The organism is Pseudoalteromonas sp. NFXS53, assembly GCF_056629255.1.
Genome location: NZ_JBWVBR010000001.1, coordinates 19,723 through 44,824, shown reverse-complemented (window position 1 = coordinate 44,824; position 25,102 = coordinate 19,723). Strand labels below are relative to the sequence as shown.

21 protein-coding genes are annotated in these 25,102 nt (G+C 40.7%); 3 read left to right on the top strand and 18 right to left on the bottom strand.

Going from position 1 to position 25,102, the window contains the following annotated elements:
* Nucleotides 1–63: 63 nt before the first annotated feature.
* The 16 genes from AC1HJP_RS00165 to AC1HJP_RS00090 all read right to left on the bottom strand — a co-directional run bounded on the left by AC1HJP_RS00165 (nucleotide 64) and on the right by AC1HJP_RS00090 (nucleotide 20,138).
* Nucleotides 64–1,512 (bottom strand): SLC13 family permease, encoded by a 1,449-nt coding sequence (locus tag AC1HJP_RS00165; RefSeq protein WP_480359600.1) that lies wholly within the window; start codon nucleotides 1,510–1,512, stop codon nucleotides 64–66.
* A gap of 10 nt (nucleotides 1,513–1,522) precedes the next feature.
* A complete protein-coding gene (locus tag AC1HJP_RS00160; protein WP_480359599.1) occupies nucleotides 1,523–2,467 on the bottom strand; it encodes a porin in 945 nt (314 codons plus the stop codon).
* 166 nt (nucleotides 2,468–2,633) lie between these two features.
* The gene (locus tag AC1HJP_RS00155; protein WP_480359598.1) at nucleotides 2,634–3,986 is read right to left on the bottom strand and encodes a sigma-54-dependent transcriptional regulator; all 1,353 of its coding nucleotides are present in this window, start codon (nucleotides 3,984–3,986) and stop codon (nucleotides 2,634–2,636) included.
* Nucleotides 3,987–5,744 (bottom strand): sensor histidine kinase, encoded by a 1,758-nt coding sequence (locus AC1HJP_RS00150; RefSeq protein ID WP_480359597.1) that lies wholly within the window; start codon nucleotides 5,742–5,744, stop codon nucleotides 3,987–3,989.
* 13 nt (nucleotides 5,745–5,757) lie between these two features.
* Nucleotides 5,758–7,206: an SLC13 family permease gene (locus AC1HJP_RS00145; RefSeq protein WP_480359596.1), complete on the bottom strand. Its 1,449-nt coding sequence runs from the start codon at nucleotides 7,204–7,206 to the stop codon at nucleotides 5,758–5,760.
* A 272-nt stretch (nucleotides 7,207–7,478) separates the two neighbouring features.
* Nucleotides 7,479–8,573 (bottom strand): DUF1513 domain-containing protein, encoded by a 1,095-nt coding sequence (locus AC1HJP_RS00140; protein ID WP_480359595.1) that lies wholly within the window; start codon nucleotides 8,571–8,573, stop codon nucleotides 7,479–7,481.
* Between the two features lie 12 nt (nucleotides 8,574–8,585).
* Nucleotides 8,586–9,761 (bottom strand): imelysin family protein, encoded by a 1,176-nt coding sequence (locus AC1HJP_RS00135; protein WP_480359594.1) that lies wholly within the window; start codon nucleotides 9,759–9,761, stop codon nucleotides 8,586–8,588.
* Between the two features lie 12 nt (nucleotides 9,762–9,773).
* On the bottom strand, nucleotides 9,774–11,180 hold the full coding sequence (locus tag AC1HJP_RS00130) for a di-heme oxidoreductase family protein (RefSeq protein WP_480359593.1): 1,407 nt from the start codon (nucleotides 11,178–11,180) through the stop codon (nucleotides 9,774–9,776).
* Nucleotides 11,177–12,883 carry a di-heme oxidoreductase family protein gene (locus AC1HJP_RS00125; RefSeq protein ID WP_480359592.1) on the bottom strand — a complete coding sequence of 569 codons (1,707 nt, stop codon included), beginning with the start codon at nucleotides 12,881–12,883 and terminating at the stop codon, nucleotides 11,177–11,179. The genes AC1HJP_RS00130 and AC1HJP_RS00125 overlap by 4 nt, the downstream gene beginning before the upstream one ends.
* A 72-nt stretch (nucleotides 12,884–12,955) precedes the next feature.
* Entirely contained in the window at nucleotides 12,956–14,389 is a 1,434-nt protein-coding gene (locus AC1HJP_RS00120; protein WP_480359591.1) for an imelysin family protein, read from the bottom strand.
* A gap of 422 nt (nucleotides 14,390–14,811) precedes the next feature.
* A complete protein-coding gene (locus AC1HJP_RS00115; RefSeq protein ID WP_480359590.1) occupies nucleotides 14,812–16,806 on the bottom strand; it encodes a TonB-dependent receptor plug domain-containing protein in 1,995 nt (664 codons plus the stop codon).
* Between the two features lie 123 nt (nucleotides 16,807–16,929).
* Entirely contained in the window at nucleotides 16,930–17,190 is a 261-nt protein-coding gene (locus AC1HJP_RS00110; protein ID WP_138479577.1) for a CBU_0592 family membrane protein, read from the bottom strand.
* A 221-nt stretch (nucleotides 17,191–17,411) separates the two neighbouring features.
* A complete protein-coding gene (locus AC1HJP_RS00105; protein ID WP_480359589.1) occupies nucleotides 17,412–17,816 on the bottom strand; it encodes a DUF1761 domain-containing protein in 405 nt (134 codons plus the stop codon).
* 68 nt (nucleotides 17,817–17,884) lie between these two features.
* The gene (locus AC1HJP_RS00100) at nucleotides 17,885–18,412 is read right to left on the bottom strand and encodes a response regulator transcription factor (RefSeq protein ID WP_480359588.1); all 528 of its coding nucleotides are present in this window, start codon (nucleotides 18,410–18,412) and stop codon (nucleotides 17,885–17,887) included.
* Nucleotides 18,409–19,638 (bottom strand): ATP-binding protein, encoded by a 1,230-nt coding sequence (locus tag AC1HJP_RS00095; protein ID WP_480359587.1) that lies wholly within the window; start codon nucleotides 19,636–19,638, stop codon nucleotides 18,409–18,411. Before AC1HJP_RS00095 ends, AC1HJP_RS00100 begins: the two co-directional genes overlap by 4 nt.
* Nucleotides 19,639–19,736: 98 nt before the next feature.
* Complete coding sequence (locus tag AC1HJP_RS00090) at nucleotides 19,737–20,138, bottom strand: nuclear transport factor 2 family protein (protein ID WP_480359586.1); 402 nt, start codon at nucleotides 20,136–20,138, stop codon at nucleotides 19,737–19,739.
* A gap of 129 nt (nucleotides 20,139–20,267) precedes the next feature.
* On the opposite strand from AC1HJP_RS00090, the gene AC1HJP_RS00085 reads away from it, so the two are divergent.
* Nucleotides 20,268–21,332: a beta-ketoacyl-ACP synthase 3 gene (locus AC1HJP_RS00085; RefSeq protein WP_480359585.1), complete on the top strand. Its 1,065-nt coding sequence runs from the start codon at nucleotides 20,268–20,270 to the stop codon at nucleotides 21,330–21,332.
* Between the two features lie 72 nt (nucleotides 21,333–21,404).
* The gene (locus AC1HJP_RS00080) at nucleotides 21,405–22,874 is read left to right on the top strand and encodes an aminoacyl-histidine dipeptidase (protein ID WP_480360242.1); all 1,470 of its coding nucleotides are present in this window, start codon (nucleotides 21,405–21,407) and stop codon (nucleotides 22,872–22,874) included.
* A 62-nt stretch (nucleotides 22,875–22,936) separates the two neighbouring features.
* Here AC1HJP_RS00080 and AC1HJP_RS00075 read toward each other — a convergent pair whose 3' ends face one another.
* Together AC1HJP_RS00075 and AC1HJP_RS00070 are read right to left on the bottom strand one after the other, a co-directional pair.
* The gene (locus AC1HJP_RS00075; RefSeq protein WP_480359584.1) at nucleotides 22,937–24,301 is read right to left on the bottom strand and encodes a leucyl aminopeptidase family protein; all 1,365 of its coding nucleotides are present in this window, start codon (nucleotides 24,299–24,301) and stop codon (nucleotides 22,937–22,939) included.
* 59 nt (nucleotides 24,302–24,360) lie between these two features.
* The gene (locus tag AC1HJP_RS00070) at nucleotides 24,361–24,732 is read right to left on the bottom strand and encodes a hypothetical protein (protein WP_480359583.1); all 372 of its coding nucleotides are present in this window, start codon (nucleotides 24,730–24,732) and stop codon (nucleotides 24,361–24,363) included.
* A gap of 86 nt (nucleotides 24,733–24,818) precedes the next feature.
* Between AC1HJP_RS00070 and AC1HJP_RS00065 the strand changes: the two genes are divergently transcribed.
* Nucleotides 24,819–24,980: an oxidoreductase-like domain-containing protein gene (locus tag AC1HJP_RS00065; RefSeq protein ID WP_138479592.1), complete on the top strand. Its 162-nt coding sequence runs from the start codon at nucleotides 24,819–24,821 to the stop codon at nucleotides 24,978–24,980.
* Nucleotides 24,981–25,102 lie beyond the last annotated feature (122 nt).

Here is a 25,102-nt window from a genome sequence, read left to right as displayed (position 1 = left end):
ACATGGCTCATTTATCGGTATTTGAATAAATACACTATAAATGAGCCTGTTAGTTGTTTCAAATTAGAAAGAAAGGACGCTTCTTGCAACGGTTAGCGTTAGTACAGTAATAAGTACAATCGCGATAATATTCAACACAAAACCTGCACGGATCATATCACGCATTTTTATTTCGCCAGAGCCAAATACAATGGCATTTGGTGGCGTTGCAACTGGCATCATAAAGGCACAACTCGCTGCAATGGCGGCAGGAATAACCCATACTAATGGGGTGCCAGTAATAGACTCTGCGACAGGACCTAATAATGGTAAAAAGCCAGCAGCCGTTGCTGTATTTGATGTGATCTCGGTTAAGAAAGTAATCAAACCTGCCACCAGCAATACACTTACTACCAATGGAATGGTGTCAGCCGAAACCAATAGATTAGCAATGTAAGTAGCCAAACCTGACGATTTAATTTGTGAAGCCAACGTCAAACCACCACCAAACAGTAGTAAAATGCCCCAAGGTACTTTTGCCGCACTATCCCAATCCAAGATACGCTCACCGGTTTTCTTATCAGCGGTGATCACAAACAACAATAGCGCTGCTGCAATCGCAATTGACGTATCTGAGATCTTCAGGCCAGTCCAATCACCCAGTAGCGGTCTGAAGATCCAACTTAAGGCTGCGAAAATAAATACTGCTAAAACGCCTTTTTCCGCGCGAGACATGTCACCTAATTTATCTAGCTGTTTTTTAAAAAGCGATTTGGTATCGACTTCTGCGTCAGAGTTATCGACTTTATAACTCACTTTAGTCAACCAAAACCAAGTAATGAATAACATGGTGACAGATAAAGGTAAGCCTACCGCCATCCAAGTCGCAAATCCTATTTCGATTTGATAACTGTCAGCTAAATAAGCTGCCATCAATGCATTTGGAGGCGTGCCTATCAGGGTAGCAATACCACCAATACTGGCACCATAAGCAATCGAAAGCAGCAGCGCTTTACCAAACGCTTCGTTGCTGCTGTCACGCTCCTTAACAAGATGAATAACCGATAATGCAATCGGCAACATCATCACCGCAGTGGCCGTATTCGACATCCACATAGATAAGAATGCCGTCACTAACATCATAGCTAGAATTTGTACACTTGGCTTTGAACCGGCATAAAGCATGGTTTTTAAGGCAATACGTTTATGTAAGCCCCATCTTTCCATAGCAATTGAAATTAAAAAGCCACCTAAGAATAAGAAAATAAGTGGATGCGCATAAGGTGCTGCAACCGATTTAATTGGCGCGATGCCAGCAAGTGGTGATACCACCAAAGGTAACAATGATGCCGCAGGAATAGGCACGACTTCGCTTACCCACCAAGAGGCTAGCCAAAAGGCCAAACCTGCTGTTCGCCAAGCTTCAACACTCATGCCCTCGGGTGGAGACACAAGGCAAGTAAGTAACATTGCCAGTGGTCCTAAAAACAACATGGCATATTTGATTGGATGTGCAGATGAATAATCAGACATTCTTTAACCCTTAAAACTTATACTTCATGCCAACAGCGATTGATGTATCATCGTCTGACTCAAGGTCTAGTTGTGTCACTAATGCGTACAAATTAGTTTGTTTATCCAAAATGTAGTCTGTACCAAGGGTCCATTGTGTGGCTTCTTCGGCATGACGTAATTTACTGGTATCTTTACCTAATTGAATTTTAGGTACCCAGCTGCCCGCTTTATAACTTGCACTGACTAAATAGCCTGTGCCAGATTTGCTGCCATCTAGGCTTTCACTGTCTTGAACGATAGCCCCCAGTTGAAATGCATCAAACTTATACGCCGCAACTACACGTGTCGCAACCAAATTATTCAAGCTATCAGTGTGACTTAATGAGATATAATAAGGCTTAGTCTTTAAAGCTCGATCGCCATAAATCGCGGTTGCTGCGAACCCAGTTTCTTCATTTGAAGCATCATCTTTAGGTGCATAGGTGAAAGAGAATGACAGGTCATTATAGGTTTTACTGCTATAAGTGAGGGTATCGCCGAGTCGGTCTTGACCCGGTAAGATTTGCGCAATATCACTTTGAGTTTCGTTAAATTGGTCAACTTTACCTTCACTGTATTTAAAGCGCGTATCGTTACGGCCAACAACCAAGGTACCCCAGTTGCCAGCCAAACCTACATAGGTGTTACGCGATGAAAATGGCGATTTAGTGTCGTCATTTTCAAAGCCTTTTACTTGTACTTCGTATTTAAAGACCACTTTAAGAGAATCACTCAGTTTGTGATCACCCTTAATGCCGATACGTGAAAATGGTGCGTCAATTTGCGTGCCCGCTTTGGTATAACGCATTAAACCTTTATCAGTATCTGCAATTTGTACTTCTGCTTTGCCATACACATTGTAATCGGCCGCAAAAGCGGTGCTTGAAAATGTGGCCATCACACCGAGTGCGATTAAAGTTTTACTTGCTGTCATCTTGTTTTACCTTTTTTATGTTTATTCTCTATTGTTACAAGATGGTTGCCAAAAAGATAAAAACCAATACTTTCATATGCTTATTGAATTATTCAACAATAAAACCCAAAATAATGTGTGGATTTTCACACACAGTTTTATTGCACTTGTCACCAAAACCACACATTTATTCTGACTCGGTAAACATAGTGCGGGTTAGCCCATATTTTGCCATTTTGTCGTATAAGGTTTTACGCGGCAATTGCAACAACGCCATGGCTTCTTTGATACTGCCTTGTGATTGAGAGAGGGCTTCTTCAATTAACGATTGCTCAAAGTAACTGACCTTCTCTTGTAAGCTCAGTGACTCATCAGTTTGCAAGACTTGCTCTAAATCTTTAAGGGCCAATGCTTTACCCAATAAAACCGTTCTTTCAGCATGATTTCTAAGCTCTCGTACATTGCCCGGCCAAGGCTTTTCTCTAAGGAGCAAGGCTTGCTCGGGTGTAATAGGCTCAAATGTCTTATGAAAACGAGTCGCCGCAATTGAGCAAAAATGCTTATACAACAGCGGGATATCTGCTTTTCTCTCACGCAGTGCCGGAATAGGCACTTTAAGTAAATTCAAACGATAATAAAGATCGGCTCTAAACTGCTGTGCATCAACCAAGGTTTGTAGGTCTACTTTTGTTGCAGCAATGACTCTGACATCTAAATCAATCGGCGTGTTTTCACCAACGGGCGTGACTTTACGCTCTTCTAACACCCGTAATAACTTAACTTGTAAGCTAGGTGACATAGCTTCAATTTCATCTAAAAATACAGTGCCGCCTTGCGCATATTCAAACTTACCAATACGCGAACTATGTGCTCCCGTATAAGCACCACTTTTTGCACCAAACAATTCACTTTCAATCAGCTCTTCTGGAATGGCACCGCAGTTAATGGCAACAAAGTTATGTTTACCGCGGTTACTGTGCTCATGAAGGTAACGTGCCACCAGCTCTTTACCTGTTCCAGTTTCCCCCTCAATTAACACATCAGCTGGGGTATCTAACACCGCATCGAGTAGATGTAGCATGTCTTGCATGACTTGAGTTTGACCTAAAATTCTAACCCCAGGTCCCGAATGTTGTTTCACACTTTGCTTAAGGTCGCGGTTTTCAAGCACCAAAGCGCGCTTTTCACAGGCTCTTGCTATGCAATCTAACAACTTGTCGGTAATTGGTTTTTCAAATAAGTCATAGGCACCAAGGTGCATGGCCTGAACCGCAATGTTTACATCAGCAAACCCTGTTAGAAAAATAACCGGTAGCTCGCTATCGAATTGCTTAACTTGTTCAATAAATTCGAGGCCATTGAGTTTAGGCATATTAATGTCACTTAACACCACACCATTAAAACGACGACTTAATTTGGTCAACGCAGCATTGGCATCGCCATAGCAAAACACCTCATAGCCTTCTAATTCTAATAGCTGTTTTAGGGCATCACGAATGCTCTTTTCATCATCAATAACAATGACGCTGGAATGACTCATTTAAATTCTCTTCTCATTAGAAAGTGGCTCTGAACCGATTGATGTTTGCAGTGTAAGGATAAAGCTCGCGCCGATATCAGGATTATTTTCAGCGCTCAGTTCACCTTTGAAAGAGTGTATTATTTGTTTAGAAATAGATAAACCTAAGCCCAACCCATTACCCGATTTAGTGGTGAAGAAAGGCTCAAAAATACTCTCAAGGGTATGCGACTCAATACCTGTGCCTGTATCAGATATTTTGATTGATGATTTATCTTCATCGGTATGGTTAGAGATTGTTAGTTTTTTTATTTCGACGTCTTGCATCGCATGACAGGCATTTGAAAGTAGGTTCACAATAACTTGCTCACAGAGAATTGGGTCAACCCACACTGCTATGTCATCTAATTCAAGGCTCAACTTTATATCATGTTTTTTAAGTTCAGGACCGATGATAATTAATGCATTAGAAAATAAGTCCTTAAGTTTATGCAATGCTAACTTAGGCTTTTGAGATTTACTAAAGTGCTTAAGTTGCGCAACGATTGTATGGGTGCGTTTTATTAGCGCTTCAATCAACACTAAGTTTTCTTGGACTTTTTCAAACTGACCTTTGAGCAATAATCGCTTGCTACTGGCCAAATAGGCACTCATAGCCGTAAGTGGCTGACTGATCTCATGGTTAATTCCGGCACTGAGTTGACCTATGGTTGCCAATTTCGCGGCGCGCAACAAGGCTTGTTGTGTTTCAAGTAGCTGCTCAGAGCGGGCATTAATTTGCGCTTCCAAACTTCTTTGAGTAAAGAGTAACTGCTTGTAGCCTGCCAGCTTAACTAAAATGACTTCAAAAATTATAAACAATGCCAGCAATAACACTGAGCTCAGTGCCAAGCGGCTCCATTGATTGGCTGTCACATCATCAATGGCTGAAAGTAAATACAATGACGCATTAAGTGGATCAAGTGACTTTTTGGCATACACAAAGTGTTTTGCTAAACGCCCTTCTATCGAAATTTGTAACTGCTCTGCTTGCTCGTCAAAGCGCCAAGGCTGCGTGTTGATCTCACGTCCCGAGAACTGCCGTGAAGCATCAAATTCAGCAATGTCAGTTTGGGTTAAAGGTTGCGTTGAGATTAATCGCCATTTTTCTTGATCGGACATCAATACAATGCCTGATTTATCCATCAAGATAAAACTATGCTGATGACCTGTATCTAGACTGTCACGAACCTCTTCAAAATGACTTGCATTTACCTTAACAACAATAACGCCTTTGACTTCGCCTTCCTGCTCTATTGCCTGAGAAATATAAATGCCTCGTGCGCCAGAGCGCAGCCCAACGGCAAAATCTATCGCACTGCCGTTTTCAACCGCTTCATAAAAGTATTTTCGAAATGCAAAGTTACTCCCTATGTAACTATGCGGTGTTTGCCAGTTACTACTGGCAGTCACCCATCCTTGCTTATTCAACACATACACATCTGATGCGCCACTGGCAATTTGAATGTCTGCAAGGTATTCATTAAGCGGCTTTAAATCATGTTTAGTTTCTTCATCGAGCAGATTCAACATGTGCGTGTTTTGTCGCACTAAATTTGGAATTGAAGTAAAACGCGCAAGTTCTGAGGTAAAATATTGATGAAGCTTTTCTAGATTTTCAGTGCTGTTTTGACGAGTCTGTTTAAGATCGTATTGCACGCCAACATGATAGATGGCGCACAACCCGATAATTAAACCTAAAAAATAAACAAATAGTTTGGTCGATAGTTTTTGCTGCAAAAGTCTGCCTGTTTTAGTAACCGAATACCCAAGAGCCGAGTGTCATAGTTAACAGGGTTATGAGTAAGACCGCAATGATATTCATCATAAAGCCGGCTTTTACCATGTCTTTTATCTTTATCTCCCCGGAACCAAATACAATAGCATTAGGCGGTGTTGCAACTGGCATCATAAATGCGCAGCTCGCAGCGATTGCTGCTGGAATCACCCAAATTAGTGGTGTACCTGCAATTTGCTCTGCAACAGGGCCTAGTAAAGGCAAGAAACCAGCGGCTGTGGCAGTATTAGATGTGATCTCAGTTAAAAAGCAAATTAATGTTGCAACCACTAATACACCTAAAATTAGTGGGATAGCTGATGCGCCAGACAACATATCCGCAATATATTGCGCTAGGCCAGAACTTTTAATTTGTGCAGCAAGCGCAAGACCACCGCCGAATAACAATAGAATACCCCAAGGTACAGCTTGCGCTGCTTCCCAATCCATCACCTTGGTTTTATTGTCTTTCTTTGCTGGGAGTACAAAAAGCAATAACGCCGCAATAATAGCAATACCGGTATCTGTGAAATTTAACCCTGTCCAACTTGCCAAATAAGGCCTTAACACCCAGCTCACTGCAGCAAAAACAAACACAAACAGAACGTTCTTCTCGGCAAGTGTCATGCTACCCAGATCATCTACTTGTTTTTGAAACAGTGTGTTTAACTGAGCATTATTGCCGACTTGCTTCACGTTAAAAGCAAATCGAGTCAACCAATACCAACAAATGACAATCATGGTAAAGACGAATGGCACAGCGAAAATCATCCACTGAGCAAAGCCGATTTTGATTTGATGGTTTTCCCATAAATAAGCGGCCATCAATGCATTTGGCGCAGTCCCAATGATAGTCCCTACACCGCCTATACTCGCACTGTAAGCAATCGCCAATAGCAGCGCCTTACCGTAATTATCACAACTACTATTGTTTTCTCGTAAAACATAGATAACTGACAAAGCAATCGGCAACATCATTAGGGTTGTTGCTGTGTTATTGATCCACATTGATAAAAAGCCACTGACCATCATCATGGCCAAGATCTGGAATTTTGGATTATTACCACTTTTCAGCATGGTGATCAGGGCAATTCGTTTGTGTAAGTGCCACTTTTCCATCGCAATAGAAATTAAAAAGCCGCCTAAAAATAGAAAAATAAGCGGATGAGAGTACACACTCGTCACGGATTTTATATCGTTAATTCCTGCCAATGGCACAGCAATGATGGGCACTAATGAGGTCACAGGAATAGGCACAACCTCACTCACCCACCACACACCCAACCAAAGTGCTAAACCTGCGGTTTTCCAAGCGACGTCAGGCATACCCGATGGCGTTTCAATTAAAAAGGTTGATAAGAAAATGGCTGGTCCGAGTAATAAATAAAAAAAGTGGAAAAGTGTTTTATTGTTATCTGAAATCATATTCGTACATTACTTTATTATTTTCGTTATTTTGTTTGTAAATACATTCAATGCCGTTTGTATTGAAAGTAACCGCTAGAGATAAATTTAGTATTCAGCGTGCAGATTACTTCGTAATTAAGGAGTGAGTATGAATGAGTGGGTTTTGAACGACAAGACGCAATTCTAAAAAAGAGGGATCTAAAAGAGAAAATGCGCTTTCAGTCGTTAATAACTGAAAACGCAGCAAATTTTACCTGTGTTCAGAATGAAATTTCTCAGTGGTATAGAATTTAAGCCATAAAACTGATCAAGTGATTATCCCACCGGATCTGATGTTGATTAATCGCACTTAACGCTTTGTCTACACCAACTAAATTACCCCGCCCTGTTGTTGCGATAAATGTAGTTTTGCTACTCGCAACGCCAGCAGTATCATCCAGCGTTAATAAAGACTTTAATTCTCGCGTACTTCTATCCCAAATACTCACCACGCTCCCGCGAGGAGAAGTGACAGCCAGCTCATTTTTTTCATTAACTGAAAGGCTCGCAATGTACTGTTTAAAACGCATCCATTCATTATCAGTTGCTTGCATTGGCTGGAGCTGCTCACCAATTCTATGAACATAAATAAGCGGATTCACCTGATATACAGCACCTTGATACTGACAACCAAAGTAAACGGTATCATCACTCGCCACGCACAAATGTCTAATACTTAAATGCTTGTCGCGTAACTGGTGCTTAGCAACAAGTTCACCATTTAGCGTATTTATATAACTTAAGTTTGGTTGCATGGTGTCTAGATTTAGCTTTTCTCTCGATTTAGCTGGATGAGTATGAATTCCACCGTTGGCAATCACTAAAGTTTGATTGTCACTTAACAGTGCAAGTTGATGTGGTCCTACTCCGTGACTTGAAAACTGCCGAACAATAGAAAAATCTTTACTCTCACGAACGGTGATTAAACCATCTCGCTCTGTCATATGTTCATCGAAGTAGTTTTCTGTGGTGAACAATAAACTTTCGTCAGCATTTAATACACCATGCCCAAAAAAGTGATGCTGAGGCTGGGCGTCAATTTCTTTAACTACCAGCTTCGATGCGACATCAATAACGTGCAACTTAACGCCGGGCCTTCTAGCAAAGGCGATTATTCTATTTTGCGATTTAATATAGGCTAAATCGTGGGCGCGCTCAGAGATCTCAACGCGTCCATGTAAATGACCCTGCTCGTCAAACCAACCAACATAATGTCGGTTGGCTTTATCTGTGAACGCACTCGCAAACAAGGTTTTCGGCGATACAAAACACGCCGACAACCATGGCATTAGTGTCGAACATGCACTTAATGCTATTGCGCCCTTTATAAAACTACGTCGATTCATAACGCCACCCTATTAGTCACCATCGTTGGTATTAAAACCAGGCGCTAAGTCGGTTACTTGTACAAAATCAGATGCCATAAGTGCACGCAACTCTGTGATCGAAGTACGAACAGCTGTCAGTTTTTCTCTGCCTGCCTCTGTTGCGATTAAATCAGCCAGAGTTTCGTTTTCAAGCGCTTCTAGGTCCGAATTAACCGCTTTAAAGTGTAAAGTAATTTCATTTTTGACGTCTTCTCGGTCATGTAACTCAACCAATAAATCATCAAAACCAAACTCAGTTGCACCATTAAACTGTTGCTCTAAAGCGGTGATGTTAGTTTTAATGTTATTCACAGACACATGGGCAAACGGACTTTCTAATAATTCTGGGTTACCAGGTAATGATGTATCTAGTGTCGCTTTTAGTTTTTCATCATTGATAATTTCCAGGTATTCAAACCAAAAAGTTAAATACTTTTCGATGGCGCCCTTATGGCCGCTAAAACTCCCCGTTCCAGCCTTAAATTGTTCGCCATACTCACCTTGCCACTGTGTAACTACTTCATCCATCAGTGTGAAAGTGTTATTTGCAATCACATTTAAATATGCACAGCGTTGCCCTTGGTTTTGAGATGAAAGAAATACATTGGCTTCATCTTGATTAAAGACCACATATTCAAATGCAGGCAGACCTTGGAGTTGGTGTTTTGAACTTGGAAAGCCATCTGTAAATGTTTCCCCCTCAATCAAAATAGACTCAACATCATTGGCTAATTTAGTTGCTTCAATAGGCATATATTGAATTTGTGAGTAAATATAGGTGTCTGATATAGGCCCAAACTTAATGGTACGTGCTACCTGCCAAGCACTATTTGCTTTGTTCCAAGCGTTTTGCAAGCGGGTTAAATCTGCTTCTGTAAACTCCGACTTATTACACACTTCACTGGTTGTATTTTGCAGGGCTTCGCTTTCAGTCAGCATGAGCTGATAACTCGGTAAGATCACATCATCAACTAACACTGTTGTTATTTTTTCAAGCGCTTGTGCTTCAGTCAAAGCATTCGAGTTATCTGTTGACCCACTTCCTTGATCTGTTGTTGGCGAAGTCGTAGGTGTTTGCTCGTTAGAGCCGCCTCCACCACAACCTGATAATAAAAGGCTTAGGACGACTGCAATTGTTGTTGGCATTAAAGCGTTGATTGTTTTCATTGTTTATCCGAATTAAATTTGTTTTAAGAAGTACAACAGTGCTGCTCGTTGCTGCTTCGTTAATGATTTGAATTTTCGTTGATGTGGCTGTGCTTCACCGCCATGCCAAAGCACCGCTTCTTCAATAGTGCGTGCACGACCATCGTGTAAAAATGCAGAAAAGCCCTGAACTCTATGCTGTAAACCTATCCCCCAAAGAGGCGGGGTTCGCCATTCACTCCCTAATGCGAGGTTTTCAATGCCTTTATCTGCTAAACCTTCGCCCATATCATGCAAAGCTAAATCGGTATAAGGCCAAATAGTTTGCCCTGCTAACGCTTTTACCTCGTATGAGGTATCTGTGGTAAAACTGGGTGTATGACATTGCTGACACTGCAATTTGTAAAATAGAGTTTGCCCTTGCTTTGACTTACTACTTTGTAAATCTCTTGCAGGAGGGGGAGCAATCAATTGACTCATATACACGGTTAAATAATGGAGTTTTTTTGGAATGTCCAGTACATGTTCAGGGTCGACACTTGCAGCTTGTTTACAAGCAACTTGGTGAGCTAAACAGGTTTCGTTCTTAAAGATAGGATTAGTAATACCAATATCATTAACAAATGCGCCTGCGACTTGTTGTTCTAGTGTGCTATGTAAGCCCTTAAAGCCAAACCGACCTATGCGCTTTTCGCCACTTACCGCATCTATCACCTGATTATATTTACCACTAATACCATCTTTATTAGCGTCGTTAATATCTTCAAGGATAAGTAAATCTTTCTCCTGAATTGCATTTAATAAGCCCATACCATATACAGCTGGGGCATAGCGGGCAGATAGATAAGTGCCTTTTTCAAGCGATCCGTAGGCGAGATTTTCAATTTCGTAACGAGGCTTTCTGAGCGTATAAGTTTCGCCGTCATCGTAATGCCCTGTTATTTCCTCATAAAATACGCGTACTTGTGCCTCACCTTGAACAGGCTTAGTAAGCTTCTCATGAGACAAACGAATTGCCAGAGGCTGAAGTTGCCCGCCATATCTGCTATCTCCTTTGCTTGCATTTGCCTGTAAAAACCTAAATAGCAATGCAGGCTCTGCTATCTCCCCATGTTTTGACGGCCTGCCTCGTCCACCATCGGCATGACAGGTTTTGCATGAACGCGCGTTAAACAGCGGCCCGAGCCCATCTCTGTCTCTGGTAATCGAAGGTGAAGCAACCCAAGGATCTCGAAAAAATGAAAAGCCATCCCAAAAATCCAACTGCTCCATGCGCGGTATATTTTTAGCGGGTTCAACAAAAGAGCGATAATTCAATCGCCCTGTTGCATCCCCGCCAGGCTTAGCCGCTTGCTCGTTTGATTCTGATGCATTGACAGGCATAGACAAACAAATAAGAGCGGCTGTAAGCAAACTGCTTTTTTGTAGATTTAACATCATAGTGAATTCAAGAAAGCCAACAGCGCATCACGTGCTGGTTTATCCATATTTAAATAAGCTTGCTTTGCTGGTTCAGCTTCACCGCCATGCCAAAGGATCGCTTCAGATAAGGTGCGTGCACGGCCATCATGCAAAAATGTTGCTTTTGGTGTCACCGTTTGAACTAAACCTAACCCCCATAAAGCTGGCGTTTTCCATTCAGTGCCAGATGCATCACCTTCAGGACGACCATCAGCAAGTCCCTCACAGCGCTGCACGTAATAGCAACTTTCACCGCTGTCACACGCTTCACCACTTGCCAACTCACGAGTTACTTTGCAACTGCCGCCCATGTCGTGGAGAAGTAAATCGGTATATGGATAAATCACTAAATTTTGTAAAGCTGAAATGTTGGTTCGTGTGTCTGTAGACACTTGCACTAAATCTACATCACCAAGCAAGCTCCCTTTCGCTTCACCCGTTTTATGTCTTGGCACATGGCAACTGTGGCAATTAGCAGCAAAAAACTGGCTTCTTCCTTTTAGTACATCATCATTCCAAAGGTTATTCTCAGTATCAAAACCACGACGATTTGGTATTGCTAGTGTACGGTTATAAAACTCGACTTGAGCCAAATCGACGTTGTTTAAATCAACACCATCATGGTGCTTGTTTTGTTCTTTTTCAGCTTGAGCAAGGCACGCAGTTTGAGCTTCAGTACAAGGCTCGCCTGTTGCAACCGTATTCGTTACGCCCATATCACCTCGGTATGCACCAGAAATTTGTTGTAATACAGATGCTGTTACCGCTTTTTGACCGAAACGTGCGAGCATCTTTTCATTATTGATTGGGTGAGTTGTATAGGCTGCTTTACCAGATATACCATCATTGTTTGTATCATCTGGATCGGCATAAGCTAAAATACTTTGTGCTGGAATACTCTCTAATAAACCTGAGCCATAAACATGGGGAGATACGCGCGGAGAAAACTGCACATCTTGATTAAACTCACCATAAGCAAGGTCTTTTACTTTATAGACGGGTTTTCTTAAGGAATAACTTTCGCCATCTGCGAATTGTCCGGTCACTTCTTCATATTCGACCCAAGTGTATGCTTCGCCATAAGCCAACCCTTCTTCTATGGCTCCGTTATGTTTTGCTAACACATCCGTTTGACCATCTATGGTGCCAAAAACTTGAATTTGGTCGCCATAAACAGGGTCAACTTTGCCATTACTATCGCCTACTCTCAAAAACATGCTGATCATCGGCTCATTGGCTGATTTAGGCACAACGCCTCTACCATCTTTGATATGACACCCTTGGCAAGTGGTGTTATTAAAAATAGGACCTTGCCCTTCATGATTAGAGCGAAAAACATGGTCGCCCGCTTTGAAAACGGCATCAAGACTTGGCGTATCAACGATTTCAGGCAGTGCTTGGCTAAATGCATCTTCATTAAAAATATTAACCGATGCTTCCCCTGCTGCTAAGTGCTCAAACTCGTCAGGTGTATCTTTGAGTAAATCAGGTAGGCCATCATTTAAGGTGAGATCAGGAAAAGCCAGATTATCTTTATTGCCTTGATTGCCTTCGGATGTATTGTCGCCGTTATTGTTTGAATTTGTTGGAGAGTTTGTATCTTGCGTGCTACTTCCACCACCACAGCCTTGCAGAAAAATAAGCGCGATGATTAAAGCTAACATTGATTTTTTATTACTCATTCAGTGCCCCTGAACTGCTTACTACTGTAACCAGAAACTGAAAAGGCCGGCACAAAGGCCAGCCATATTAAATTAGATATCTTCTTCAGTATCTTGTTTTAGGTCTTCAGCTGAAACACCAAGCTCATCGATGGCTTTTTGGATCAGATCTGTTTGTGTCGCAAGTGCAGAGATAGTCGCATACACTTCTTTTTTACGGTCTTCATTTTGAATTTGAACGTCAAAAGACACACCTAGCTTGGCATTCGTATCAATAACCGAGGCACTTGCCATTGACGCTTCAAGGGCTGCGCGTAGCTCGTTAGCAAGCTCAGGCTTACCCTCTTTTACTAACAGGTCATGAATACTTGCGCCTACTAACTCTTCACCATTAATACGTGTATATTTGCCTAAATAATGGTTTTGAACACCTTTGGCATTTAGATAGATATCACGGTGTGTGTTATCTGAAAAACAAGAGTGCTCATCTTCTTGACTATCGGTGCGAACAGCAATACTCATTCGCTCACCCGCAAGTTCACCGAAGCTTAAACGTCCCATACTCTCTAGCATTGCACCTAAGTTTTTCTTTGCATTTTCAGGTTTTACATATTCTAAATAATGGAAGCCTGTGCCAGGAGTCCATGCTTCAGTCACCGCTTGCAGGTCATCAACTAATAACTCAGCGGCTACTTTTAAGTATTGACCACGACGCGCACAAATTGCGTCAATTGCGCCTTGCTCGCCAGATGTACAAGTTGCACCATTTGAATCTGTTGGCATATTGTCAATAGTATAAAAATCAGAGGCTTTACGGTGACCTGCTGTATAATCACGTGCAGCTGTGTAAGTAAGATCTTGGTTTAAATCTTGACCCCACAGTAAGAATTCGATTGCGTGATAACCTGACGTTACATTGGCTTCTTCACCATCTAATTCGAATTTATCTTGTAATAACTGCTTTGTAATTTCTGGGAAGTTTTCTTGATCTGAAATGATATTACCACCGGCTTGATAAACCGCAGCAGTACCACGCGCCTGATGACCGTCCATATCAATCGTGTAGTCGATTAACGCTTCTGCTAAAGGCCAAGCATTAATTGCGCCTTCTGGGCCTTCGCCATCAACTAATGCTGGTTGACCATCAATTTCTGTAAGTGCGTCGATTGGGCCTTCACGGAAACGGTACACTTCAGTTTGACCATATGGTTCACGTGCAAAAAGCCAAGCTTTTTTTGCAGCAATGAAGTTTGCTTCTGTCGGATTTGCAACAAATTCGTCAATCGCTTTTTGCATTGTTTTAGCTGCAATCAGAGAGTCAGCGAAAACAGCATAGGCATGCTGTGCGTTAGTTTTAACAACATCTTCCGCTGTTACATAATTAGCAACACCATTTTGACCTGCAGCACCTTGCTCCCCTTGAGGACCAACCGCACCTACAGCACCGTCTTTACCATCATCACCATTACATGCAGATAATACTGCTGTACAAACTAGCGTAAGCGCAAATTTCTTAAAGTTTTTCACTCTTATCCCTTTAATTATCAGTTTATAGTTTATTATTCAGCAAATATTAACGAACCAAACAAATGCATTCAAGAATTATTTTTATTTGCATTTATTTTGGTGTTTGTTTTTGAGTTAGATCAAATATGATCAGCTCTGTTTGAATTCGATTATTTAATGAGAAGTACAACTGAAGGATATTAGAGAGAATTTGAAAGCTTTTTATACCAATCAGCTTAACTAAGTGGTCTATTTTGAGGCAAGAAAACCCTGTTGGTAGCTAGGCAAATATTTCGTTATTTAGTTGTTCTAAATGAGAAATCTTTAACGCAGCTATCATCAGGTTTAATCCCTCAAAATGATTAAGTGTTATTGCGGATTGGTATTATTAGGCTAAAAAACAAAAAAGCGCCGACACCGGCGCTTTTGATGAACTTTGATATTTAGAAAGTTTGGCGATACTGAAGTAGTAACTTTCTTGATTGAGTCGGTACAACGCCGTCAGTCATTCTTGGATCAAACACTTTGTATTGCTTATCGAGTAGATTTTGAGCCTTAAGAATTATCGAGCTGTCACTATCAATATTCCAACTGGCGGTTAGCCCTAGCAAGAAATAATCTGACTGTTTAAAATCTGCTGAGACTGTTTGATCTTCAGATTCAACAAATACCTCATCACGCCAAATTGCATTCACACTCAACTGTACTACATCGAATTGATGGGTAATGGCTGCTGCAGCAAATCGCTTAAAGCTCGGGTTAATGGGTTCATCAAACAATTGAGTGAAGCCAGCTTCAAACCAAGTACTTTCTGTAAGGTTAAAGTTACTATTAACTTCAACCCCTTGCATACTTGCTTCAAATACATTATCAAAAGTAAAGCGAGTTTGAGCTTGATCTGTCGCCACTAAATTTATGAAGTCTTTCAACTCATTATTGAAAAACACCACATCCATCTGCCAGTTTTGGTTTTCAGTGTGCCAGACCAATTCCGTCGTTTTAACATACTCTGATTTCAGATCAGGGTTACCGACAGTCACATCGTCATTTGAGTAAAGTTCGTTACTAACCGGTGTTCTAAAAGATTCGCCATATTGCAACTTTAAAGTATGCTTTTCATTTAGGTCATAAATGAGAGCAAGCCTGGGTGATAGCTTGCTATCTATACTTTTCACTTCATCAAAACGTGCGCCAACAAACATCGTTAATTGTTCTGACGCTACATACTTAGCCTGAGTATACAAAGCATAAGAATCAAACGAGGCCAACAAATTTTTGAACGGGGGATGAGATTCAATCGTTCTAGTCTCTCCTAAGTAATATTGGTTTTCGACTAAGGTATTACCCGATTGATAGTCATAATAACTACTGATCACACCAGCTTTAAATTGTTCTTCTTCCGAATATTCAGCACCAAAATTGACTTGTAAGGAGTCACTAAATTGATAACTGCCATCAACTTTCACAGCCATATCTTTGGTTGACCATGCTGGACCAACAAAAAAGTCACCAGCCAAGTTTGTGTTTTGTGCAGAAACAATTAACCCCTTACTTTCAATTTCATGACGGATAAAATCGAATGAAGTAGATAAATGCCATAAGTCATCGTTTAACCAAGTATAAGTCGCCTGCAAAGCGGTGTTTTCACTGTGATGATGATTGCCTTTCGACGCACCGGCAAGATTGATGAACTCATCTAATTGTGTCGCGTTTTTCCTTACATTAATGTCTAGATTATGCCATTGAGCACCTAACTCAAAAAAGTAGGATTCTAAGGGGTCTTTCGTACCAAAAGAGTAGGTTTCACCATCACGCTTATTTAGAGATAAGTTACTGTGAATTTTTAAACCTTCATGCAGCTCTTTATTAAATGAAAAGCCAGCTTGTAGCTCACCGTGCTCACCGATTGAGGCACTGAATTGAGTACGTTCAGAAGTGGTCACAACATTCATAACGCCCAAAAATGCATTACTACCGTAGAGCGCAGAACCAGGGCCTCGAATAAACTCAACACGTTCAATCAGTTCAACAGGAATAAAAGGCATATAAACAGATGCCTTGCCAAAAGAAGGGTCATTCAGTCTCTGCCCATTGATCATGACCAGTACATTACCACTGTCTAGATAGATGCCTCGCGTATGCTCTTTAGGCACAGCCCCTACCCAATCACCTCGAGTTGACTGAAAGCCAGGCACAAAGTTCATTAACTCATAGGCATTCGTTACGCCTAAAAGTGAAATATGTTGTTGATTAAATACGGTAATACTTGATGGAACAGACGAGCGAGTTTCGTCCGTTTTAGTGGCAAGAGAAATATTAACGTCTAAAAGTTGCTCAAATGATAAGTCAAATAGATCTTCATCACTTTCAATATTTGATAACACATGACCAGAATACAAAATTGAAAGTAAAGAAATCGTAGGTATTATTATTCTCATAGCTTGGCTCATTATTTCAGCGACAGAGCAGCTAAATGCAATTCCATGCACAGCCTATTTACATAGTTTAATAATACTAATGTTAACAGACTGTGCAAGTTTTATATTTCTATTTTGAGAACATTATGCGAGTTGGGTGCGTTTTCCTTTGAAATATTTGTATAAACCAATTAAAGACGCGGCTATCCAGAATAATTCAATAACAAAACTAGCAAGATTAAAGTTATAGCACAGGCTAATAAGCAAGAGTATTGCACCGCTTAAGTTCATTAAGTTATAAACAATACCGGTAGGTTCAGCTTTGCCTAGTTGAAGCATAAAGAAAGCACCAACCACAAGCGCAGTTCCAGTCATACCAATGACATCAAAAAGAATATCGATCACGTTTTGTATCCACTATCAATTGCTACCTGCCCGCTTAGCAGAGTTTGAAGCAATATAAGATTAGCTAACCCGAAAACACTGGCCCATTCCATGGGAAGGGTTACTTTCACTCATTGAAACAGCAAAACGTATCTAAGTTAAATGAGAGAGAAAAATGAAAACAGGGCAAATGTCCGCCCCGATGAGATGATATGTATTTCAACAATTCTGAGTTGTTATTACTAGCCTGTGACACTCAGTATCACTGCCATAAGAATAAACTGGAAAGTATGGTAACCCCCATTAACTAAAAACAAACTAAGGGGTCTTTGTTCAAAAATATAGGAAATCCCTAATGAGCTTGACGCTAAACCAATACCTACTGCCGCGCCAATGATGATTGATTGTGTAATATTAGGATCAGGTCCTAATATAAATGCCAAAACAAACGCAGCCAACAATGACAGTATAAATGCTAAACCATAAATCAGTTTTGGATCGCTATTTTGTAAGTCAAGTTCAGTTAACCCACACCCCTCTAACCAAGTTTTGCCAAATAAAACCGGGGAGTACCATAAACCGCCCAGCATAAAAGAAGATAACGCGGCAAGTAAAATTGCCCAATAATTAAGTTCTGCCAACTGCATAATAATGAAGCATCAAACCATTCGTAAATTCAAATCTAGTTAATAAACTTCAAACTCGCAATTATTGACTATTTTTGTACAGGTTTTTTCTGTAATTTACGTTGTAGCGTTCTTCGATGCATGTTTAACTGTCTTGCAGTTTCAGACACATTACCATGGTTCGCTTTTAGTACCTGTTGAATGTGTTCCCATTCTAACCGTTCTGCTGACATTCTCGTTTCTGATTGCAATTCTGCTTTTTGAGCACCCTCTGTCCCTAATAACGTTTGAACTATCAACAAAGTATCAGCCGGCTTAGTTAAATAATCGTCAGCGCCCAGTTTAACCGCTTCAACTGCAGTTGCGATACTTGCAAACCCAGTTAACAACACAAGTTTGATACTAGGTTTGTATGCCTTAATAGGCTCAATGAAATGTAATCCAGATTTAGTCTGCAGTTTCATATCTAGTAGCACAAAATCAGGGGCAATTTTCTCAAGCGCAAGCATGACATTCGCTTCGTTGTTTTCAACATGACTATCAAATCCATGCTTTTGCAATCGTCTGGCAAGTGTTCTTGCAAATGCTTCATCGTCTTCAATGATAAGTAACTTCATAACTCATTTTCTTTAATTGGCAAAGTAATTGTTGTTTTAGCGCCATATTTACACTGGTTTTCTAATCGAATAGTCCCTTTTAATCGCTCTATTGATGCATGAGATAAAACCAAGGCCATACCAAGACCTGATTCACTTTTTACTATTGTATGACCCAAACGCTCCATCTTTTTTGGGTCGATCCCCGGGCCATGATCTGTTATTGATAGCACCCAAGTACCTTTTTCAATTGAACTTTCTAAAATTATTTCCTTTGCATTGGTTTTAGTATTGGCCTGCGCGGCATTTGCAAGTACATTCAATAAAGCAGGGATCAGCATAGGATCATCACTGACGAAAATATCAACTACTTCGTCCATAATTAGGCTCTGCTCCGGGAATTGTAATGCCATCAAGGTTTCAAGCTCTTGCAAGATAGCAAGTGTGCTTTGTACACCAAAACTATCTGAAGATTTAAATTTTTCGGTTTGTGCTCTAAATAAATCAAGTTGCTCTTTACAAGTATCAATCGCTTTACCCATATCTACTAAAGCTGGATGTTCCGGGTAGTCTTCTTTCAACTCTTCAAACAATAAATTGATGTTACCCAGTGGCGTTGCCAATTGATGAGTTGCCTGCGCAGCGGCACTGCCCAACGCAATGAGCTGCTCATTTTTAAGTTGTTTTTCTCTTACCTTAGCTAAAGACTGCTCTTTAACCCTTAATTGCTTCGCCATTGCCATGACAACCATAACAACAATAAATACACTTAATACAAAATTTGCCCACATGCCTTTAAAATGTAGCTCCATGTCCATGTGATGCATGTGATGCCCCCCCATAGTCACAAATAAATAACCATATGCGACTAATGAACAGAGCGAGATAATTATCACAAACTGGCTAGGCAAGGTCACAGCAGCAATGACGATTGGGATAATCAGCATTGACACAAACGCATTACTCGCACCACCTGACAAGCTCAGTAGAACCGTCATAAACATAATATCGGCTAGTAACTGCAGCATCATACCCGAAGGTGCAGCTTCACTGGTTTTTCTATAAGCGAACACGCTGACTAATTGAAAACAAGATTCAATAGCAATAACAGTCAATACTGGTAAAAGCTCAATGGACTTATCAAACCAAAATGCCGAAGCTAATACCAAAAGCAACTGCATTAAAATGGCGATAGTTCTAAGTAATAATAAGCGACCAATGGCGGATTGCGGCGAAAAGCTGATCATTTAACATGCTCATAAAAAATTTGAGCGATACTTTAACGGACTCTGCTTAACGGGTAAAACTAAACCTAGGGTTCGTTGATATAAAACAAAAAATGCACCTACTCTTTATAGCTCAAGGTGAACTCAGGGCAAGGTGTGCCTTGATGGAAGAATAACTGCCACCCTTTCTCAGTCTTAGCCCAAATTGACATTCGAATTGAAAAATTCAAGGCATGATGAACATTCATACGATAAGCTGCATGATAGGTCAGTTGAGCAAGGGTGTCGGTCAACACTTGTCCCTTAAAGTCTTGGTTATAGATCTGTGGAATTTTCTCAAGCGGTAACCGACCAATCACATGTTGCTTATTAAACATTAAGCCATTTGCCGAAATCTCATAAAAGTCATCATGAAGTAAATGGCTTAATTGGTTTTTCGATGCTCTAACAACTGGGTCCAGTAATCGCCTCTCCAATTCAATAAGGTGGCTTAATAGCGAAGTCGTCATTTTATTTGCCATAATCACACCAAATTCAAAGACTTTAATCTAAGCTTAGACTACTTCTTAACGCTTCATAAAGTATCCTGACTAGAATTACAAAAAGAAGTTTGTTATAAACTCCCGTCTGGTCAGATGAGATATAAAACTATGCAATACGCCAAAATTATTGGCTGGGGTAAATGTACACCCCCAGCAACACTTTCAAACGAAGATATAAGCACAGTAGTTGACACCACCGATGAGTGGATTTCAACTCGCACAGGCATAAAATCGAGAAGAGTCAGTCATGTTGGTACTGGTGAATTAGCGACTGTTGCAGCTAAACGTGCATTAGATTGTGCTGGTATTGCAGGAGAAGACATTGACCTTGTTTTACTTGCTACTTGCACCCCTTCAACACTTGTTGCAAATACAGCCTCATATGTTCAGCAACAAATCGGGGCAACCGGTGCAGCGGCATGTGATGTAAATGCAGCGTGTTCTGGGTTCTTATATGCATTACAAAATGCAACCGCACAAATTCGCGCCGGTATGGTAAAGCGCGCAGTAGTTATTGCTGCCGAACGAATGCTTTGGCATGTAAACTGGGCAAAGCGTGACAGTGCCGTTTTATTTGGTGATGGTGCAGGTGCTGTTGTACTTGAAGCCTCAAGTGAAGAATTTGGCCTGTTAGCAACAAAAACAGGCTGTGATTCAGAAGACAGAGAAATTCTTCATATCCGAAACTTCGGCACTGACATAGATAAACATAATTCAGCTCAACCTTCTGATATTCTGTTCCAAGGTAAAGATATCTTTAAGCGCGCGGTAAAAGGTATGAGCGAGGCCTGTGATGATGTGCTGTCACAAGCAAATTTAGCACTCGAAGACATCGATATGCTTATTCCTCATCAGGCAAATCTAAGAATTATTCAAGCCATTGCCAAACAATTACAGCTTAACGATGACAAAGTGATGGTCAATATCCAACACTATGGAAACACCTCTGCTGCTACTATTCCAATTGCACTGTGTGAAGCGTTAGAGCAAGGCAAAATCAAACCGCACAGTCATATAATGAGTGCAGCATTTGGTGCAGGATTAACTTGGGCTGCAAGTTATATAAAATGGGGCGAGCGCGTTACGCCTATCATTGAAAGTAAAGCTGAGCTGCCAGAGTGTAAACAAACTGGGCTAGAGATAATGGCTGACGCCATCAAGTACTGCCAGTAAGCTATCCCCAGCCCTTATTTGAATGGTAATATTAAACCGTTACATTCAAATAAGGGCAAAACATTGAAAACATTGTTCACTCCACATTCAGAAATTAGCCAACTAGAACCTCAAGCAATTTGGCAATTCTTCGATCAAATTTGTTCTATTCCGCATCCTTCAAAACACGAAGAAGCACTTGCACAGTTCATTATTGAGTGGGCAAAAAGCCAATCTCTAGAAGTTAAAAGAGATAACACGGGTAACGTATTTATCAAAAAGCCTGCATATCCGGGCATGGAAAATAAAAAGCCGGTTGTGCTTCAAGCTCATATTGATATGGTGCCACAAAAGAATAACGGCACTGATCATGACTTTGTAACTGATGCAATTAAACCTTACATCGACGGTGAATGGGTTACTGCAACTGACACTACTTTAGGTGCTGACAACGGCATTGGTATGGCGTCGTGCCTTGCTGTATTAGCCGCTGATGACATTAAACACGGTCCACTCGAAGTACTTCTAACCATTGATGAAGAAGCAGGTATGACTGGCGCATTCGGTTTAGAAGCTGGCTGGTTAGAAGGTGACATTCTTCTAAATACAGATTCTGAGCAAGAAGGTGAGATTTACATGGGCTGTGCCGGTGGCGTCGATGCAAGCCTTACTTTGCAATTAGAACGTCAAGCCATCAATGAAGATACAACTCGTTTAAAGCTTGTTCTTAACGGTTTAAGAGGTGGGCACTCTGGCGTAGACATTCATACTGGCCGTGCTAATGCTAACAAACTCCTTGCACGTTTTTTAAAAAATCACACAAACAACTTTAATGTTCAGTTAGTCGGTTTTAATGGTGGCTCACTGAGAAATGCTATTCCTCGTGAAGCGTATGCTGAAGTGTTAGTTGAAAATGCACAATTAGACGCATTTCATAACTCAATCTCTGAGTTTGAAACACTAACAAAAACCGAATTAAGCGCCATTGAAGCAAACTTATCTTTTAAAGCGCAAACATTTGAAAGTGATGCCTTGCCATTAAACGCAAGCAGCCAAAATACTGTGTTGTCACTAATCAATGCCTGTCCAAATGGTGTAGTACGCATGAGCGATGACATTCAAGGTGTGGTTGAAACATCATTGAATATTGGTGTCATTGAAACAAGTGAATACAGCATTGAAGTACTTTGTTTGATCCGCTCTTTAATTGATTCTGGTCGAACTGACGTAGAAGGTACACTTGCTTCACTGGCAAACTTAGCAGGCGCAACGATTGAATTCAGTGGTGCATATCCTGGTTGGAAACCAGATCCTGATTCTCAAATTTTGCATACATTCCGTGACGTATATGAAGATATTTATGGCCACAAGCCACATATCATGGTTATTCATGCTGGCCTTGAGTGTGGACTATTTAAAGAACCATACCCTGAAATGGACATGATTTCATTTGGCCCTACAATCAAATTCCCGCACTCTCCTGATGAGAAGGTAAACATTGAATCTGTGGGTTTATATTGGCAACAAATGAAAGCTATCTTAGAGAACATTCCAGCTAAGTAATGCCTCTTAATATAAAAATGCGAACCAATGGTTCGCATTTTTGTTATATGAATTTTCGAGTACTATTTATAGCGTGTAGCTAAATAGTCAAACGTAGCACGGAGCCCTAAGCCTTCACCACCCACTGGACGACCCGGTAATGGTCTGATGTTATAAGCCATCACGTCAAAATGAAGCCAAGGCGTAGTTGCTGGCTCAACAAACTCTTTCAAATATAACGCTGCAGTAATTGACCCACCAAATGGCGTTGAACCACAGTTAGCAATGTCTGCAACATCACTCTTAAACAAAGTTTTATATTGATCGAAAAGAGGAAGCTGCCAAACTGGATCTTGGTTTTGTAAACCTTGAGCCATGATGTCACTTGCAATTGCTTGGTCAGTTGAATAAAAACCTGGAAGTTCTGTACCTAATGCAATGCGACAAGCGCCTGTTAAGGTTGCAAAATCGATTAGCAGATCAGGATTTTCGGTTTGTGCTTCAGCTAATGCATCACACAATACTAGGCGACCTTCAGCATCTGTGTTATCAATCTCAACCGTAATGCCCTTACGTGTTTTAATCACATCGCCAGGTCTAAACGCATTACGAGACACTGCATTTTCAACGGCAGGAACAAGCACACGAAGTCTAACAGGTAGGTTTGCAGCCATGATCATTTGTGCAAGACCGATAACATGAGCAGCACCGCCCATATCCTTCTTCATATTACGCATGCCTGCAGCAGGTTTTAAATCTAAACCACCTGAGTCAAAACAAACACCTTTACCTACAAGTGTCAGTTTTGGTGCACTCTCATTACCCCATACTAAATCGAGTAATCTTGGTTTGTTGTCGCTTGCACGACCCACCATGTGAATTGTTGGGTAATTTTGCTCTAATAATTCGTCACCAATAATTTGGCTAAACTGACCATCAAAGCGAGCTGCTAATTCTTCCATGGTTTCAGCAAGGTGCTGAGGCATCATGTCTGCTGCTGGCATGTTAACCAAGTCACGAACCAAATAAATGGCCTCAGCTTGCTGCTTTACTTTATTAAAGATTTCTTCATCTGCAATCGCGATTTTAGATTCAATAGCTGGTAGAGACTTATAGACGGCAAATTGATATGCACCTAATACAAAGCTCAGCGCATAACCTAGCAAGGAGTCATCGTTAACATCTAGCGTGTACTGACCCTTAGGTAATTGTTTTGCTAAATCACCGGCATTCCACATATCAGTTACATCAGTAACAATTACAACAACGAATTCAAGTCCAGTTGCGTTTTGTTTAGGCACCACAATTATGTTGCTATTTGCAGAGCGCGTTGCATCAACATAAATTTTTACAAAGCTTTCTTGCGATGAAAGCCAAGTATCAAAATTTGATTTTTCAATAAATTTAATCGGTGTGCCTGTATCGGCATGAATGATTGGAAGTTGCATATTATTCTCTGTGTTTTTGCGTCTATTTAGAGAATAACAATTTAGCGTAAAGAGATCACTTATTTACGTGATTTAGAAGATTTGTTAGATAATGAAAATGAGCTTGGTAACACATCAACACCAACCCACTGACCCAGCTTAACAATTAGCGGAATAGTAATGGGAGCGAATGGAAGGACAGCAAATACGCCTAGGCCTAACCCTTTAAGAATATCGACAAGTTGCTCATTGGCTACTTTTAGCTCTGATTTATGTGCCTCGCCAAAACTGTAGCGCTTGTAAATATCTAGCATTTCTTTAGTTTCTTGTTTTTCTTGTGCAAGCGCAATTTTCAAAGCCAGCATAGAACGTCTTAACCTAACCTGCTGTCGCCTCTTACTGATCCTGGCGACCCTAATGGGAGCTTTGTGTACAACTTTAATTAGGCGCATTATTCACCATAATATATTAATCACTCTGATAGTTTAGCAAAACTTGATAAACTCTCACCAAGTATTTAAACATTCTCTCACTACTTATGTTAAAAAACTCAGAAACACAACAACCTACAACAGAACCACAAAAACCCAAACCTGATGAATGCTGTGGCGGGGGTAGTTGCTGCCCATGCGTTTGGGATACCTACAGAGCGCAAAGAAAAGCATGGTTAGAGGTTAACGAAAAACTTAACAAGACATAAATTAGACCAAAGCATAAACTTTAGTAGGAATGTACATGCATTCCTCGCCTTCCCTATTTTAGAAAACTATTTTATATTTAACAAAAAGTTACGTTTTCAATTTGCGCTTTCCCATTGTCATG

Excerpts from the sequence above, each read along its gene's own strand:
- AC1HJP_RS00165 (WP_480359600.1), bottom strand. The coding sequence starts at position 1,512 with ATGTCTGATTATTCATCTGCACATCCAATCAAATATGCCATGTTGTTT.
- AC1HJP_RS00160 (WP_480359599.1), bottom strand. The coding sequence starts at position 2,467 with ATGACAGCAAGTAAAACTTTAATCGCACTCGGTGTGATGGCCACATTT.
- AC1HJP_RS00155 (WP_480359598.1), bottom strand. The coding sequence starts at position 3,986 with ATGAGTCATTCCAGCGTCATTGTTATTGATGATGAAAAGAGCATTCGT.
- AC1HJP_RS00145 (WP_480359596.1), bottom strand. The coding sequence starts at position 7,206 with ATGATTTCAGATAACAATAAAACACTTTTCCACTTTTTTTATTTATTA.
- AC1HJP_RS00140 (WP_480359595.1), bottom strand. The coding sequence starts at position 8,573 with ATGAATCGACGTAGTTTTATAAAGGGCGCAATAGCATTAAGTGCATGT.
- AC1HJP_RS00135 (WP_480359594.1), bottom strand. The coding sequence starts at position 9,761 with ATGAAAACAATCAACGCTTTAATGCCAACAACAATTGCAGTCGTCCTA.
- AC1HJP_RS00130 (WP_480359593.1), bottom strand. The coding sequence starts at position 11,180 with ATGATGTTAAATCTACAAAAAAGCAGTTTGCTTACAGCCGCTCTTATT.
- AC1HJP_RS00125 (WP_480359592.1), bottom strand. The coding sequence starts at position 12,883 with ATGAGTAATAAAAAATCAATGTTAGCTTTAATCATCGCGCTTATTTTT.
- AC1HJP_RS00115 (WP_480359590.1), bottom strand. The coding sequence starts at position 16,806 with ATGAGAATAATAATACCTACGATTTCTTTACTTTCAATTTTGTATTCT.
- AC1HJP_RS00105 (WP_480359589.1), bottom strand. The coding sequence starts at position 17,816 with ATGCAGTTGGCAGAACTTAATTATTGGGCAATTTTACTTGCCGCGTTA.
- AC1HJP_RS00100 (WP_480359588.1), bottom strand. The coding sequence starts at position 18,412 with ATGAAGTTACTTATCATTGAAGACGATGAAGCATTTGCAAGAACACTT.
- AC1HJP_RS00095 (WP_480359587.1), bottom strand. The coding sequence starts at position 19,638 with ATGATCAGCTTTTCGCCGCAATCCGCCATTGGTCGCTTATTATTACTT.
- AC1HJP_RS00090 (WP_480359586.1), bottom strand. The coding sequence starts at position 20,138 with ATGGCAAATAAAATGACGACTTCGCTATTAAGCCACCTTATTGAATTG.
- AC1HJP_RS00085 (WP_480359585.1), top strand. The coding sequence starts at position 20,268 with ATGCAATACGCCAAAATTATTGGCTGGGGTAAATGTACACCCCCAGCA.
- AC1HJP_RS00075 (WP_480359584.1), bottom strand. The coding sequence starts at position 24,301 with ATGCAACTTCCAATCATTCATGCCGATACAGGCACACCGATTAAATTT.
- AC1HJP_RS00070 (WP_480359583.1), bottom strand. The coding sequence starts at position 24,732 with ATGCGCCTAATTAAAGTTGTACACAAAGCTCCCATTAGGGTCGCCAGG.
- AC1HJP_RS00065 (WP_138479592.1), top strand. The coding sequence starts at position 24,819 with ATGTTAAAAAACTCAGAAACACAACAACCTACAACAGAACCACAAAAA.